General features: G+C 35.0%; 5 protein-coding genes. 4 read left to right on the top strand and 1 reads right to left on the bottom strand.

The window, feature by feature from the left end:
- Nucleotides 1–19: 19 nt before the first annotated feature.
- Nucleotides 20–10,498, bottom strand: coding sequence for a DUF7507 domain-containing protein (locus DFQ06_RS17265; protein WP_133969115.1), 10,479 nt, complete (start codon nucleotides 10,496–10,498; stop codon nucleotides 20–22).
- Nucleotides 10,499–10,956: 458 nt separating this feature from the next.
- Between DFQ06_RS17265 and DFQ06_RS17260 the strand changes: the two genes are divergently transcribed.
- The 4 genes from DFQ06_RS17260 to DFQ06_RS17245 all read left to right on the top strand — a co-directional run.
- Entirely contained in the window at nucleotides 10,957–11,775 is an 819-nt protein-coding gene (locus DFQ06_RS17260; RefSeq protein ID WP_159140122.1) for an AraC family transcriptional regulator, read from the top strand.
- A 253-nt stretch (nucleotides 11,776–12,028) separates the two neighbouring features.
- A complete protein-coding gene (rpsO, locus tag DFQ06_RS17255) occupies nucleotides 12,029–12,298 on the top strand; it encodes a 30S ribosomal protein S15 (protein ID WP_042501638.1) in 270 nt (89 codons plus the stop codon).
- Between the two features lie 221 nt (nucleotides 12,299–12,519).
- Nucleotides 12,520–14,769, top strand: a complete 2,250-nt coding sequence (locus DFQ06_RS17250; RefSeq protein ID WP_042506948.1) for a polyribonucleotide nucleotidyltransferase — start codon at nucleotides 12,520–12,522, stop codon at nucleotides 14,767–14,769.
- Nucleotides 14,770–15,876: 1,107 nt separating this feature from the next.
- Nucleotides 15,877–17,873 (top strand): Ig-like domain-containing protein (locus tag DFQ06_RS17245; protein WP_235833574.1); only part of this gene is annotated, 1,997 nt, incomplete at its 3' end.

Raw genomic sequence — 17,873 nt, 5'->3', positions numbered from 1 at the left:
TTTACGTATTCAACTCTTATTAGTTTATGTATAACCATCCTATTCTTGGCTCATCTCCTTGTCCTAAATCTAAAACATAGTAGTAAGTTCCTACTGGCACTTTATCTTCTTCATTTACAGTTCTAGGTCCGTTTGACACACCATCCCAAGTATTATTATATCCGCTAGCAGTATAAACTTCATATCCCCATCTGTTATAAATTTTCAAGGTGTTTTTTGGATAATTCTCAATACAATCAATAGTAAAGTAATCGTTAATTCCATCTACATTATGAGGAGTAAATGTACTATACACCTCTATACATGTTGTTGAAAGTACAACTCCTAAAGTAACTTCATCAGAATCGTTAGCATCATATAAATCTACTTGATCTACACTTAATACAGTCGCTACGTTTGTATAATCTGTAGCGTTTAAAACTTTAACTGTAATTTCTAATAATTCTACACCGTTGTACTCTAAGGCATCTATTGACCATAAGCCAGAAGCTTCATCATAAACTCCAGATGTTGTTAAGTGAGAAATATATTCGTATCCACTTGGCAATACATCTTCTATTACAATGTTAGTTCCATTTTGAGGTCCAAAGTTTTGAGCAGTGATTGTAAAAGTCACTTCATCATTTACAAGAGCAGACTCTACGCTAGCTTCTTTTGTTACCCCAATATCCGATGCTGGCTCTAGAGTATTTACATCTATACAATCTACACAAGTTGGATCTGGATCCATAGTATCACTTGTTACAGTTACTGCATTGATTAAATCTCCTGTAAACTCAAATGGCACACTTAACGTAACTGTGTAAGTTATTGAATCCCCATCTAAGAATAAATCGATTGTATCAGTCAATGCTCCCGTTCCACTTGTTCCGTTATCTCCAACCCATGTGGCATCAATAATACCTACTGGTAATGGATCGCTAACTATTACATTAGCCGCATCACTTGGACCATTGTTGGTTACAGTAATTGTATAAACTACATCTGTACCTGCTATATAAGTTGCTTCTCCATCATCTTTTACAGTTACAATATCTGCCATTGGAATTGGTAATACTGTTACTGTTGGACCATCTGGTTCTCCATCACCTTCAACATCTGTTGTATCCGTATCATTAGGATCATCTGATATATCAGTTACTGGGTTTCCATAAGGATCGATTCCGTTTGCTGTTGCTGTATTTTCAATACGACCTGCAGCAATATCTGCATCTGTAATTTTGTAATCGAATGTATATACACCTACTTGACCAGGGAATAATAATGGCGACACTATTGGTGCATCTATAACCCCTAACATAGTATCGGTAACTGTAATGCCTTCGATAACTGCATTTCCTGTATTCACTACAGTAAATGTATAAGTAATTGTATCACCTTCTTCAACAACACCGTCACGCCCTATATCAATGGTTGCGGTTTTTCTCAATTCTATTTGTGGACTTGTTAATGGTGTTACTGTACAATCTGGACACGTTGGATCGTATGCTGGATGCGACGGACCAACTGGCGTTGGATCTTCTGACTCATCGCTAACTGGACCTTCACTTGTTGTTCCATTTGCTGTTGCTACGTTGTACACAACTCCTGCATCTAAATCTGCTTGAGTAAGTGCATATTCATAAGTTACCGTTCCTGTAGATCCAGGTGTTAAATCTGCTGGCGAAACCGATAAACCTGTAACCCCTAGTTTTGCATCATCAACAGTTAATCCTGTTACATCAATATTTCCTGTGTTTCTAACAGTAAATGTATAAGTAATAATTTCTCCTACTTCTACAACATTATCTCCATCGGCATCAGCATAAACTCCATCTTTAGTTAATTCTAAATAAGGACTTCTTAACAATGTTACTGTTGGACCATCTGCTTCACCATCGCCTTCTATATCTGTTGTGTTCGTATCATTAGGATCATCTGATATATCGCTTACTGAATCTCCATAAGGATCTGTTCCATTTGCAGTTGCTGTATTTTCAATTCTTCCTGCTAAAATATCTGCAGCAGTAATAGCATAATCAAACTCAATTGTTCCTGTTTCCGTAGGGTCTAATGTTCCTGATATTATCGCTAAATTAGATACACCTAGCATAACATCTGAAACTGTAATATTACTTACTGTAACATCTCCTGTGTTTTCAACAGTAAATGTATATGTAATAATATCACCTTCATTCACACGTCCGTCTGTTCCTTTATCTACAACTGCCGTTTTTAACAACTCAATCATTGGATAAACATTTGGATTTACTGTGATATAAACCGTTGCTTGATCACAGGCTTGTGGCACTCCATTATCACAAACTTCATATACAAAACTATCTGTTCCGCTAAAGTCTGGGTTTGGTGTGTAAACAAACGTACCATCAGGATTTAATACTAATGTTCCGTTCTCAACACCAGTAACTGGTATTGTATTTACAGTTGGTGTATCTCCTTCTGGATCGGTATCATTATCTAATACGCTACCTGCGATATCCATATTTGGGTTACCGTTATAAGCATCATCATTAGCATAGGTATCATTATCTATTCCGTTTGATGGATCTACAGTTACAGTTACCGTAGCTGTATCACAAGCTTGTGGACTACCTGTATCGCAAACCTCATATGTGAATGTATCTTCACCTACAAAACCAGCATCTGGTGTATAAGTAATAGTTCCATCTGCATTTTCTACTATCGTTCCGTTTACCGGATCTGTAACTGATCCTGGAGTAATATTTAGCGCATCACCTTCCGGATCGATATCATTTGCTAAAACAACAACATCTACTGAACCTCCTGCTTCTGTTGTTGCTGTATCACTATTCGCTATAACTTCATTCACTCCTGTATTTGGATCGGCTAAAACTTTGATAGTTACCGTAGCTGTATCACAAGCTTGTGGGAAACCATCATCACATATTGTGTATATGAAAGTATCTGTTCCGGTGAAACCTTCAGCTGGTGTGTAAACATAATCACCATTTGGACTCATAACTATAGTTCCGCCTTCTGTACTTAATGGACTATAATCAGACACTGTTTGTATATCACCTTCAGCATCGATATCATTTGTAATCACATTTCCATTTACTGCAACATCTTTAAATGTATTATTTAAATCATTGATAGCATCTGTTGTTACCACAATATAAGTAATTGTAACCGTCGCATCATTAGATTGATTGCCATCATTATCTTCTACATTATAACTGATAACTGTTGGGTCTTCTGTAAATGTTGTTAATGGTGTGAAAGTGATTGCTCCTGTAGTTTCATCTACACTCCATGTTCCTTCGTTTGGTACTGCGAAACTTGTAATGTCGCCATTAGCATCCGTTACGATACTTGTTGCGCCTACTGGTGCTACTAAACTTACCGTTGTTGCATCTAATTCTCCATCAGGATCTGAATCTGCTAAACCACCATTTGCTACTAATGGGTCGATGGTTACTGCGCCGCCTACATTGGCTAAGCTCGAATCATCCTCTGCTGTTGGTGATATAGCATCATAATCTACTGTTACTGTTGCTGTATCACTTAAACCTGTTTGGGTTTCTGTTAAGGTATACTCAATTGGAGTTGGATCATTGGTATAATTAGATGTAAATCCATCTACTATAGTTTCTGGAGTAAAAACAAGCTCACCAGTTGATGTATTATAGTTCCAAGTTCCTTCGCCTGGTACCACTAAGACATCTTGATCTCCTGCTGTGTTAGGGTCTAAATCTACTGTTGTATTTAATACTGTAGCTGTAGTTATTCCATCACCTAATAAATCATTAGATAAAATATTTATCGGTGTACTTGGTTGAGTAGTTGTATTACCTGAATTACTATCTACATTAGCTACTGGTGGCTCAATAACCACAATAGTTACTACTGCATCAGCACTACAATTTGAAGGATTTAACTCCTCACAAATATTATAGTTAATGGTATATCGTCCTGCCGGTGTTCCTGCTGGCACACTAACATCTCCTGTTAATGGATCAACTTCTGGAACTATTCCCGTTGCAGGAACTGGTCCTGAACCTCCATCAAAAAACATTCCTGATGTTAAAGTAATGTCGATTTCATTGATATCTGTTGCTACTCCATTTAGAGTATCATCACCTGTACCCCCTAATATGTTACCCAAATTAGCGTTTCCATCTTCACTAAGCACCGGGCTTGCAGTATAATCATCATTTGTAGCAACTATTGCTGGTGCCTCTACGACTACAGTTACTGTTGCATTACTACAATTACTTGAATTTCCTATTTCACAAATAGTATATGGAATAGAATATGTTCCTGCTGGTGTTCCTGCTGGTACACTTACATCTCCAGACGCACTAATAATTGGAGCTGTTCCTGTAATTGGATTACCATTTACAGTTGCAGGTGTTGGGTACGTTATCGCTACATCTGCCGTAGTAACAGGATCTCCATTTAAAGAATCGTCTCCTGTACCAGTTAATATATTTCCTAGGTTAGTATTCCCTTCGAAACCATTTACCCCTGAATAATTATCGTTTGCTGCCGCAATTACTAATGAATTAACAGAAACAGTAGCATCTAAAACATCCCCTGCTATAAGTGTATCATCGGTATAATCTCCAGAAGCTGCAGTTGTTGTATTAGTCACTGTACCACCTGCGGCTTCTGCATTAATGTTAGCTGTTATCTCTAATGAAGCCGAACTACCGCTAGCTATTTCACCTACAGTCCATAGGCCTGTAACTCGATTGTATGTTCCACTACTATTATCACTTACGTAAGCTACATTATTTGGCAATACATCTGATAAGGTCACATTCTTATCAACACTACTACCTATATTACTTACATTAATAGTAAACACAACATCTTGACCAATTGACGCCGTAGTAGGCGAAACGGATTTTGTAGTTACTAAATCTGCAACACAGTCTGTTATGGTGTACGCAATAGTTATGGCATCTGTTCTACAACCTGTAACTGTATTTTCTACGGTTGCATATATATTACCTGTTCCTGCAGGATACAACTCTGTTGATGTCCAAATACCACTTGTATTTGGTAAATTGGCAGGTGTTGTTAACGCTGCATTTTTCCAAATTTTAATAATTTCATCATCACTTAAAGTATTCCCAAATGTTACTGATAAATATTCATCTGAACAAATTTCTAGTTCACTAGAAGATATTACCGGATCTTCTATATATCCTACAGTAACATCTACTGTATCTGTAGAAGTACATCCGCCAGGACGTGTAATTTCCACTTGATATGTAAAGGTTGTTGTTGCCGCTAATTTTGGCCCTCCATAAACGAAATTTGGTTGAGCTGTTGTTGGAGCATCTAAATACGTAATATCATCAGTTGCTGTTAACCCTGTCCATACATAAGTATAATCTGGGTTATTAGGCGAACCTAATTCAACACTACTACCTGCATAAGCTTCGCAAACTGGTACATTTGAACCTCCAATACCAGTTAACACACTTGGCGACCCCATACTTACACTTGCAGGCACACAAATACAAGGATTTTCGTCTACCTTCATTACTAATAAAATATTACAAGCCTGAGTTGGAGTAGCTGTAAACTGAATACTTTCTGAAATTGATCCTCCAGCCGGTATCGCAGATGTGATAATATGACTACCTAATTCTAAATCGCCAGCATCATAAACACCATCTAGATTCACATCAAAATATGCTCCAATAGTTGCAGGTGCAGTCACCTCAACATCAGAAGTATTATCAATTGTAAAGGCTGCTGTTATTAATTCATCTAAAACAGTTACACTTCCTATTGCAGAGTCTAAATTAATAACGACTGCCGCCTTTTTGATATCTAAAGATTCGCTAGACGTACCTGTGGCAATTAAGTTACCACCACAAGATGTACCTCCACAACTAGCACCTGTATCATTTTGTATGTACGCAAGATAACTTACTGTAGCATCCTCTTCGCAATATCCCGCATCTGGTATGATATCGAATTCAAATTCAGTTTGATCTTGGTCGAACAAGCCTGAAGGGTATTTAACAATTAACTCATTAGGTGATGAACTTACATATGTTAAAACGTTAGCTCCAAGATTAACAAATGACCCATCTACATATGTTACTCCCGTTGGTAACACCACTCTTCCGTAATCAAAATCACCAGTACTAGCCCCTGGACTAGATGGTAACTCTGAGATTGTCGTAAAAATATTAATTGTTTCTTGAGATGAACAACCATCAATATGCCCTCCATCAGGATTTGCAAAATCTGGTAAAGATATTGTTGACAAAGCATCGTAAGTAGCGTCTAAGCCTATTATTTCAATTCCGTTTGATACTGACTTACTACCATTACCAACGGTTGGTTCTCCACAAGGTACATCTCCAGAAACAGTAAAAGTTAAAGGTGAATTAGAAACAAAATCACATGTTGTTTGCAATGTATACCTAACAATTACTTTTCTATCATTTACAGAAGGCCCTACAGCTCCCGTACCAGGAATACCTCCATATAGAGGAGTCATTGCTGAATGAATAATAGGAGAAACATAAGTATCACCTCCAGATATCGTGCTCACTAAGTCCTCCCAGTTATTACTACCTGCAGGATATTCGGCTTCAATCTTTGTTATACTCACTGCACTTGCTCCATTAAACAGAGTTAATGATGATTCCGGATTAATGGTTGTCGCTACTTGAGCACTACTATATTCCACATCATAAATAATAGTATCACACATTGCAAAAGGACCTACTGGCTGAGGCTCAGTTATAGTTTGCTGTACTTGGCCAGCAGCAGGTTGCAATGTTAATTGTACAGTATTATCATAACAAACCGATGACACATCTCCATAGTTTGTTGGGTATGCATCACAATCCCAACCTAAACTAAAATCTACAGGAACATCGGTACAACTAGTATAAGTTGCACTAACTCTAATATCTTTTGTTTCTCCTGCATCTAAATTACCTATTTCTACATAACTATCGTCTCCAACTTGTACAATATTTAATGGTATTGATGAAGAAGTAATATCTTCCGCCCCTACTATGGTTATATTAGAATTTGCAGGTATTTTAATCCAGTTAAAACCTACATCTCCAGTAGAAGAACTATTGTTAACTACTCTGAGATCAAAATCTGCTTCAGGACCAAACCCTACAATAATAGCACTTGATAAAGGCTGAAAAATAAAAGTTGGTTTTGTGTAATATAATCTTGCTGACGGTGTTCTTGTTAATAGTTGTTCCGGCAAAGGTGTTTCGGTATAAGCCATATGCTGAACAATACTTGTAGATGTTATAATAGGAATAGGTAATCCTTCCGAAGCATCTTTTAATTCACAACTACCTTTTACTAGTACCTGCATTCTATAACTAACAGATGATGTTTGATTCTGATCTCTGTATCCAGCCGCTCTATTTGGTGTTACCGTATAAGTATTCACTCCTGGCGTACCAAGCGCTGGAGAAATATCTAATTCTCCCGTGCTCACATAAAAATAGCCCTCATTATTATATTGCCTAACATCCAATATTTTCGCTCCATCCGGAATTGTAATTTCCGTAGATTGAATCATGGTAGTTGGTCTATATTCTCCAGTATGTAAATGTGGTGAATTTGATCGCGTATAATCATTTATAAGGTTTGCCCAAACTTCAGCACAATATTCAAATGTACTATTTGCAACTCCGTAAGATAAGTTATCAGGTCTTAAGTAAGCTACTTGATCACCCCAATCAAAACAGCTTAGTCTTTCATTTGGTATGCCATCATTATCATTATCATTTGCTACATTACTTGTACTTCCTGTTAATGTTTCATCAACATAATATCGACCTCTAAAACCTGATAAAATGTGGTATCCAAAATTAGTATAAGTATCTGTAGTAAACTTATATTTAAAATTCACTTCAAACGTGTCTTGATCCTCTATTAACCCACCAACTATAGGATCTGAAAGCGCACTCGACAAATCATAATCTAATGTATGAGTATTCCCACTAGAAGTTACAATAGGCGCGCTTACCGGTAACTCCAGTGTTGTACTGCCTCCAAATTTAGTAATTACAATAGTACCAGAAACAAACTCTATATCATTTGCTCCTGCCGTTAACCCATCTGTAGTATAATTTTGTATAAAATGTAAGTTATCTGATGATAAGCTAGACATAAACCCAGACGTTTCTACCATCATTTCATCTCCTGCTAAATATTTATCTAGTTCATAAACAGGTGAACCATCAGGATTCGTGCTTGTTAAATCTACTTTAGAAGTCATCGTATTATCTGACCAACCTGCTGTAATTCTATACGCATCTAAACCTGTAATATTTGGACCAGCACAAGGAGGATTACATGAATGTTCTATAATTGGTTCGAAGTTCCCACAATGAATATCTCTTTCAAACACTAGGTTTCCTCCAGGAGCATCGTATAATTTTAAACTGGTTTCATAAGAAATATTAATAACGCTAGTAACACCTCCTAATTCCAACTCTGTACAATTCATCACAAGAGGAAAACGTGCAAAAAAATCGCTAAACTCTCTAAGTGTAAAACCACTTAAAATATCTGTTGAAGTATAAGAAATAACATTAGTACCAGCTCCTGGTAAACCAACAATATAAGCACCATTTGTCTGACTAAATTCCGGAGGTGATCCTGCAACTAAATCTACACCTCTAGGTACTTCTATAGATACTGTAAACTCACTATCTCCGTTGGCATTAATCATAGCATGATCATTATGATTAAAATTTGAATACAAATAAGGCCTTAAAGCCACCTCAAAAGGCACAAGCTCCTCTATATCTGTATCCTGCTCAAAAACCGTAGCATTATTATAATCTCTTATAAAGTTATTATACCCTAAATCTACACCTTCAGTTGGTCTTGCAGAATCACATTGATCTTTGGTAAGCGCATCAACAAATACATGTTCCCACTGCATATAATCAAACCGGCCTGTACCACAATTATTATCTCGAGGCAAAACCTCATAATCAAATTCAATTACAAAAGAATCTCCCGGAGCAAGATCGTCATAATAATTATCTCCATCAATATCTTGCAAGCCGCCCACATCATCAACATCTACATTTATATTGGTATTTGGCAACAATGCATGAGTTGAAGTAGTGGATGTAGAAGAATTATCTGACCCCCAATCTTCCGGTGTGAACGGAACCTGAACAGTTTCACTACCTAATGAAAAGTTACTAAAAGATCTAACATTATACCTAGTAGTTCCCCAGTGCGGGTTGTTATTATAGCTAGTAGTTCCAGATTGATTATTTGAACCCAGGGCTACATTAATTAAAATATCTTTTGCAAAACCAGCAGCAGCAGTTGCTGAAGCCGTATTAGTTATTTTTAACCTGATATGGTTTACACCTGATATGTTTCGATGGTTTTCTAAAATATCAATATCTAATTCTGGATTATTGGCACCAAACAAAACATTTCCTTCTGTAATTTTTGATGATTGACAAGTCCACTCGACCTGATGTTGAATACCCGTATCTATACAATCTTTTAAAGTAAAACTCTCTTCAAAAACCAAAGACTCTCCTGCATCAAAAAAACCATTTCCATCCTCAAAACCAGGGTTTCCTCCACTATAATTAGGGTTAGATGATAAATTAATAATGTAAGTATTTGTTGTTACCCCCGCACCATCTGTACTGGTTGTACTAGGAGAAATAACATTCCCTAAATAAGAAAAAGAATAAGCGCCAACACTAGGCTCTACATTAACACTAGAACCTAATTTAACAGTATGTATTACTTCTTGAACTCCTGCATTACCTCCATTAAAATCGGTTACTTCTCTTGTATGAACAAAAGAACCTACGGTACCATTTACTGCTGTTATATTACTTATAGATACCGAAGCTGCCAATAAATCATAATTAGCTAACAAAGCATTAGTATCTGTTGCTGTTTGAACACCTGGGAAGCCTGTTTTTACATAGCTAATTTCTGCTGTATCCTTAAATGTATTTCCGTCTTCTTTATAAGTAACAGCAGCGCAACCAGCGGTTCTTTCGAAAGTAAATTGAATATAATCACCTGCATCCCATAATTCTGTTTCTATTCCATTATTGAATATAGAAAATATAGGTGCATTTAAATCACTTATATCATCCTCTGCTAAAACATATACATTAGCTAAAGGCTGAACAGTAACATTATTATTATCAGTAATAGCAAAAGATGAAGGCGTATAAAGCACACCTGGAGGCAATTGAATCTTAACCCTGATAGAGTGTAATTGCTGAGGCGCACCTTTTATAGATTGCACTATAATCTCATTTGATGTTCCTAACGTTTTTAAAGCTTCAACAGAATTTTGTTGCCCGCTTACATACACTAACCTTACATCGCCGTTATTATTATCAGAACCACCTGCTCCAAATTGAGCAAAAGCAGAACCAAGTGAAAACATAAAAAAAGCTAAGAACAACATCATGTTTCTAGCTTGTTTTTGGTTAACCTTATCGAATTTTAAGGATTGTAATTTTGATTTCATATTTATTATCTATTGAATAATTTATTATTTAGGGAAAGAGCTTTAATTCTGCTTGCCTTATACTTAACTTTTAATTCTCGTGTATTTTAAAATGTAGATTTTTGGCATGATTTCAAGATTAAGAACAACCTTAAAAATATTACCGCGCATAAAACACATGTCAATCATCCCACAAAAATACATTTGCTTAATAGATTTTTATAACTCAAAAAAAACAATAGCATAACTCAAAACGGACATTTCATCGATGTTATCACTTTTTTAAGACATGAAACACACAATTAACCTTATTTACCTTGTTAAATAAATCACAATTATTTGTTTGGTAATTTGAACATTATTTTTAACTTGTTGCTGTAAAGCAAGAGCTACATTTTACAAAAAAAATATAGAGGTAAAATTCATATTAATGTGACTTATACAAACCAAATTGTGTCTTACATAAAAAAGGAATTATCTTGAGAACTACAAAACACAACATTGATAGCGACATTTTTGATTTCACAACCTATTTGAACCCAAATAGCCAACCTGAATATATAGAAATAAAAGGTCTTGAAATCAATATTCTAATTATAGAAGATGATTTAAGAATAAATCAAAATTATGACGAAATTTTAAGTCCTAATTTCGATTTTGTTTTTTCATTTAACAGCCTACAAGCTTTAGAAAGAACAAACCAAAATCAATTTAATTTAATATTAAGTAACGCTATAAAACCTATAGTAAACGGAGAAGTATTAAAAAAAGAAATACCTCATTTTTCGAACGAGATTAATAACGACGATATTGTTCCTGTTTTAATTATTACTACCAAAGACATTAAAGATGAAAATTTAGAAGGGTTAAGTATCAACGACTATGTTATAAATCTATCTGATCAAAAAAAAATAATATCTAAAATAAAGCTTTACACCAATAATGCCGATTCGTCGATAAAGGTCACCAAAAAGAAAAGCAATACTTTTCATGCTATATTAGATCTTATAAAAATTAATCTCTCAAAAGAAGATTTCAATGTTAATTTCTTATCATACAAAACAGGTTATAGTCAAAGACAATTAGCTAGAATTGTAAAAGCAGAAACAAATAAAACACCTGTAAAGCTAATATTAGAATTGCGGCTAAAAAAAGCGTACGAGTTATTATCTACCGATAAAAATATAAAAATAAAAGAAGTACAATATAGTATTGGTATAAACAGCCCATCTTATTTTAGTAAAAAGTTTAAAGAACAATTTGGTTATAGCCCGAGCGATTTCTCTAGCGCTTGCTAGTTATAAATGCTTAAGTTTATTTTAATAACATTTCTTTTAAAAGCCATTTGCTTTTAAAAGCACTTCTACCCTATCTAAAGTATACCTTATTATTTAACCCAATTTTAACCTTTTACATATTACACTATATTAAAACGTTAAAAGGACATCAAAAATTAGATAAAAAATTAGATAAATGTAAAAAAGTCTTATATTTGCACGCTTGAAAGAAAAACTTTCAAGCTACATAACAATCATTTACAATAATATTAGAATGTATTTATCTAAAGAAGAGAAACAAGAAATGTTTGCCAAACATGGCAAAAACAAAAGCGATACTGGTTCTGCAGAAGGACAAATTGCCTTATTTACACAAAGAATTGAGCACTTAACTCAACACTTAAAAAAGAATCGTAAAGATTACAACACTGAGCGTTCTTTAGTAATGTTAGTAGGTAAAAGAAGAAGCTTACTTGATTATTTAATCAAGAAAGATATCTTAAGATATCGTGCTATAGTAAAAGAATTAGGATTAAGAAAATAATCTCAATAAAAAAACCACGCTTTTCAGCGTGGTTTTTTGTTATATATTAACTCGATTTGAACGAGTATAAATTTCAAATTATAAGAAGCTAGATCCCAAAACGAGTTTGGGACAAAAAGTTTTTCATTGGTCGCACACACAACAACTACACACAACAACACAACGACCATTGTTTAACATAATTTGAGTATATTGTATGCTCGAATTACAAGAAAAAATTTATGATTCCAAAAGTGTTTAAAGAGGTTATTGACCTTGGGGACGGTAGAGAAATCTCTATTGAAACCGGAAAATTAGCAAAACAGGCCCATGGTTCTGTTGTTGTTCAATCTGGAAAATGTATGTTACTATGTACAGTTGTTTCCAATTACAAACAAAGTGATGTTGACTTTTTACCTTTAACGGTAGATTATCGCGAAAAATTTGCTGCAGCTGGGCGTTATCCTGGTGGTTTCTTCAAGAGAGAAGCAAGACCTAGTGATGGCGAAGTTTTAACTATGCGTTTAGTGGATCGTGTATTACGTCCATTATTCCCAAAAGATTATCACGCAGAAACACAAGTAATGATTCAGTTAATGTCTCATGATGATGATGTTATGCCAGAAGCTATGGCTGGATTAGCTGCTTCTGCTGCTATTCAATTATCAGATTTACCATTCGAATGCGCAATCTCTGAAGCTAGAGTTGCACGTGTTAATGGTGAATTTGTAATTAACCCAACTAGAGCTCAATTAGCAGAATCTGACTTAGAGATGATGATTGGTGCTTCTGCCGATTCGGTTATGATGGTTGAAGGTGAGATGGATGAAATTTCTGAAGAAGAAATGGCAGACGCTATCAAATTTGCTCACGAAGCAATTAAAGTACAAATTGATGCACAATTGCGTTTAGCGGAAGCTTTTGGTAAAAAAGAAGTTCGTGAATACACAACTGCAGAAGTTAACGAAGATTTACAAAAAAGAATACACGAATTAGCATACGATAAATGTTACGCAATTGCAAAGAAGGGAACTTCTAAAGCAGAACGTAGCGCAGCATTTGCTGAAGTAAAAGAAGAAGTTAAAGCCTCTTTTACAGAAGAAGAAATGGAAGAATTTGGACACCTTGTTGGAGGATACTACAGCAAAGCAGAAAAAGAAGCCGTTCGTGAATTAACATTAAGTGAAGGTTTACGTTTAGATGGAAGAAAAACTGACGAAATTAGACCAATTTGGTGTGAGGTAGATTACCTACCTTCTACTCATGGTTCTTCTATCTTTTCTCGTGGAGAAACTCAAGCTTTAGCGACAGTAACTTTAGGAACATCTAGAGACTCTAACAAAATAGATATGCCATCTTACGAAGGTGAAGAGAATTTCTATTTACATTACAACTTCCCTCCTTTTTGTACAGGTGAAGCTAGACCATTAAGAGGGACTTCTCGTAGAGAAGTTGGTCATGGTAACTTAGCGCAACGTGGTTTAAAAGGAATGATTCCTGCAGATTGCCCTTACACTGTGCGTGTTGTATCTGAAGTATTAGAATCTAATGGTTCTTCTTCTATGGCTACAGTATGTGCTGGAACAATGGCTTTAATGGATGCTGGTGTTAAAATGACAAGACCAGTTTCTGGTATTGCCATGGGATTAATTTCTGATGGTGACCGTTACGCTGTATTATCTGATATTTTAGGTGATGAAGATCACTTAGGAGATATGGATTTTAAAGTAACTGGTACTTCTGAAGGAATTACTGCTTGCCAAATGGATATTAAAATTAAAGGATTAAGCTACGAAATTTTAGTGAATGCACTAAAACAAGCTCGCGAAGGCCGTTTGCATATCTTAGGTAAAATTACAGATACTATTGCTGCGCCGGCAGAAAGCGTTAAAGATCACGCGCCTACTATGGTAACGCGTCGTGTACCTAACGAATTTATTGGTGCTTTAATTGGACCTGGAGGAAAAGTAATTCAAGAAATGCAAAAAGAAACTGAGACTACTATCGTTATTAACGAAGACCCAGTGACTGAAGAGGGTATTGTTGAAATATTAGGTGTAGGCTCTAAAGGTATTGATGCTGTTTTAGCAAAAATAGATTCTTTATTATTTAAACCTACTGTTGGTAACGTATACAAAGTAAAAGTAATCAAAATGTTAGATTTTGGTGCTGTTGTAGAATATATGGATGCACCAGGAAACGAAGTTTTATTACACGTAAGTGAATTGGCTTGGGAACGTACTGAAAATGTATCGGATGTAGTTAATATGGGCGATGTTTTTGATGTGAAGTATTTTGGACAAGATCCAAGAACACGCAAAGAGAAAGTATCTCGTAAAGCTATTTTACCAAAACCAGAAGGTTATGTTGCAAGACCACCAAGAGATGATAAACGTTCTGGTGGACGTGACAACAGAGGTGCTCGTGACAATAGAGGTCGTGATAACCGTCGTGACGACAGAAAACCAAGAGAAGATAAAAAAGAAGATTAATTTCTTTTAAAATCTATAATTATTAAAGCCTGTTTCAAAATATTGAAACAGGCTTTTTTTTATGCTAAAAAACCAATATTATTTGAATATGACACCTATATAATAAATGAGCTTATTGATGCAAAATCTTATTTTAGTGATGATTGATTAAACAACAAAAAAGTAATTATTGAAGATTACTTAAGTACTTTTCAAAACCCAATATGAACTCGTTATAATGGGCTTTTTTTTTGAATAAATAAAACATTTAACATTTCTAGTCCACTTACTCAAATTTCGAATAAATCAAAAAAAACACCCTCTTCACTAATTAATCATAATGAAAGTCACCACACATAGAACAAGCTTCAATATTTAAGATTTCTTACTCTTATTTCATGCCTTATTCTCATTATTTTAACATCAAAAATTTAACAATTAAACTCAATTTTAACATTTACCCATTATAAAATAAGCGTTTTTCCTACAAAAATAATTTAATCAAAAAATATCGACAAAAAACACTTTTTAATCGATAAAAAGCAAATTTTAAATCCAAAACATTGTTTTTATCGATAAAATTCAATTTATTTGCGCTGTAACGCCCTAAAAACCAAAATAATCCACCATGAAAAGACTATAAGACAATACTTACATTTTATTATCTATAAACAATTTTTTTTTGACTTTAATCGTTTTTACTTGTTAAATGTGACATTTGGTAATTTACTGTGTCTTTGTAATTGTACATTTGATTCCCCCTTAAGAACAGAATTATGAAAACAAAACTACTTTTAATAGCTTCTCATCCCCTCTACGAAGAAGACTCAAAATAAATTAAAAACTACAAAGCAAAACTTACTGTTCCAAAAAACGTAGAGGAAATAAATACGTCCTCTAATTTCAGAAAACAGTTAAGCTATAGCTCCAAAAAAAAAAAACATACAATGTAATTTTAGATGTTACTGTTTTACCGAAAAAAAAAGGTCACTTACAAAACCTCTCTCACAAGGTATTCTAGATTAGGTAATTTATTATCTATTTTAATAACAGAACGAAGTATCCAGGTTAACTACATCCAAAACCATTTAGAAGAAAATTATTTATAGTTGCTTTAAAAACATTATTATGAAAGTAAATTACTTACCAAGATTAACATCACCAAATAAAGCGTTAACATTTATCGCTTTATTGTTGTTAGTATCGGTTTCATCATTTGCACAAATTGGTGTGCAATCTCCTTCCATTCGAGAGAATGTCACCTTTCAATGGTCTGATGAACAAGATATCGATAACAATGGAGACATATCTGCTACTGAAAACAACCTCCCTGCAACAATCGAATCGATTACAGTAAATGGTGCTATTTACAACACATTCGCTGTACCATCAGGATACCAACTTACTCGATTAGGACCAGGCGGAAATGCAATAAATGAGATATTTGGAAATGGCCTTAGTGTTATTAAATCTAGTGCAACCGCAACATTCGACCCTACCGATAATACTCTATGGGATGATGCCGCGTTAGCAACTTTTGAATCTAAAAACCTTAACCGTTATTATTCATCTAATGGTAATGGTGATAATATTTGTGGTAATTTTAATAAAGCCAACGGCATTAATGGATCTAATGAAACAGATGCTCAAATGCAAACGCTTTTTTACGATCCAGCTTTACCTTCTAACGATGGCGGTATACTTGCTGTTACAGAAAGAGGTGGAAATAACTGTTTCTACATTCGCTTATTTGGAACACTTCCCGGAAGCACTGTGGAAGAATCACTTGGTGACACTTTTGTAAGAAGTTCTGCTGAATATAGAAACTATGGGTTTTCGGCACCAAGAAACAATGCTACCGATTATTGGTCATCGGGACGTGAGCAAGATAATAATCAAGATATCGCAATTGCTCTTTTCAACTTAAACACAATTGCTCCTACAGGATCAAAAATATCAAGAATTAGATTTATTTCAGCCTCTAATGATGATGGCGACGGAAAGCTTTTTGTTTTACAACGTTACGCACAACCGCAAACCGATTTTGGATGTATTGATCAAGGCACATTTAATGGACAGATTGATAATTCATCAAGCGTTCCTGCAAATTCCACTTACGATTTAGTTTCTGGACCATCTCCAGCTGGTCTTGGGTTCAATTTAAACCCTGACGGTTCTTACACTTACACGTCTTCTCCAAATTATGAAGGAAGCGTATCGTTTACATATAGAGTAAGACTTCCTGCTCCAAATGATGGTATTACAGATACTAATACGGTAACCCTTACATTTAATACATTACCGGATGATCCTGAATTAGACATAGTTTGTAACGAAACTTCTGGAAAATATAATATAAATATTACAAGTCCTTTAGGGTCACAATACGAATATAGCTCTAGTTTAGTTAACGGAGGCGCTTATCAAAGCTCTCCAAATTTTAGCGATTTAGGACCTGGAACTTACAATTTTAGAATTAAAAATATTAATAGTGATTGTGAAAGTAATATCATCTCTACAACTATCACTTCTGAAGATTTAGGAGCTGTTATTTCTAAAAATACATCTGTAGATTGCTTCGGCGAATCAACAGGAAGTATTGATCTTAATGTTAGTGGTGGTTATCCTCCATATACATATTCATGGAGTAACGGCGCTACAACTCAAGATTTAACAAATGTACCTGCCGGAAATTATAATGTTGATATCACAGATGCTTCTGGATGTACATTTACATTTGCTAGAGCTATTTTATTAGATCAACCCGATGCTTTAACTGCTAGCACGGCGCAAGATAGCCCAGTTGCTTGTTTTGGTGAATCTAACGGTTCGGCTACAGTAACTGCTGCTAACGGAAATGGTGGATATACTTATTTATGGGATAACGGGGAAACTACCGCTACAGCAACTGCTTTAAACGCAGGTACACATACAGTAACGATTACTGACAGTAAAGGATGTAAACTTGAAAATATCAGTGTTACAATTACTCAACCAGATGCTATAACAGCCACCGCGGCACAAGATAGCCCAGTTACTTGTTTTGGTGAATCTAACGGTTCGGCTACAGTAACTGCTGCTAACGGAAATGGTGGATATACTTATTTATGGGATAACGGGGAAAC

Origin of the sequence: Algibacter lectus, from assembly GCF_004368925.1 — a bacterium.
In the GTDB taxonomy this organism is placed as follows: domain Bacteria; phylum Bacteroidota; class Bacteroidia; order Flavobacteriales; family Flavobacteriaceae; genus Algibacter; species Algibacter lectus.
The sequence above is the reverse complement of the archived record's forward strand: the minus strand, read 5'-3'. Positions and strand labels throughout refer to the sequence as shown.

Excerpts from the sequence above, each read along its gene's own strand:
- DFQ06_RS17265 (WP_133969115.1), bottom strand. The coding sequence starts at position 10,498 with ATGAAATCAAAATTACAATCCTTAAAATTCGATAAGGTTAACCAAAAA.
- rpsO (WP_042501638.1), top strand. The coding sequence starts at position 12,029 with ATGTATTTATCTAAAGAAGAGAAACAAGAAATGTTTGCCAAACATGGC.
- DFQ06_RS17250 (WP_042506948.1), top strand. The coding sequence starts at position 12,520 with ATGATTCCAAAAGTGTTTAAAGAGGTTATTGACCTTGGGGACGGTAGA.